This window comes from Acinetobacter sp. Colony158 (genome assembly GCF_019264745.1).
Taxonomy (GTDB): Bacteria; Pseudomonadota; Gammaproteobacteria; order Pseudomonadales; family Moraxellaceae; genus Acinetobacter; species Acinetobacter ursingii.
Window position 1 is genome coordinate 1,099,873 of sequence record NZ_CP078523.1, and the last position, 363, is coordinate 1,100,235.

The 363-nt window shown below is 44.4% G+C and carries 1 pseudogene; it reads right to left on the reverse strand.

The window, feature by feature from the left end:
- A pseudogene (locus tag JR005_RS14530) lies at nucleotides 1–363 on the reverse strand (UTP--glucose-1-phosphate uridylyltransferase); the annotation flags it as partial.

A 363-nucleotide genomic window follows, 5' to 3' on the forward strand; every position in this document is an offset into this window, starting at 1 on the left:
AAGATGTTCAATCCCATAATGCAACACGGCTTTTAAATAGCCCAATTTGCTGCCGCAGTCAAAGGTTTGTCCTTGCATGCGATAGGCTTCAACTTGTTCTGTTTTCTGCAACATGGCAATTGCGTCGGTGAGTTGAATTTCATTGCCCGTGCCTTTAGGTGTTTGCTCTAGTAATTGCATAATCTTGGCAGGTAATACATAACGACCAACCACTGAGAGATTGGATGGGGCAGAACCTACCGCAGGTTTTTCGACAATGCCCTGCATGATTTGGCTTTGACCTTCTGCAGGAATCAATGCAACATCCACAATGCCATATTGATCCACTAAATCATCAGACACCGCTTCAACCATAATTTGCGC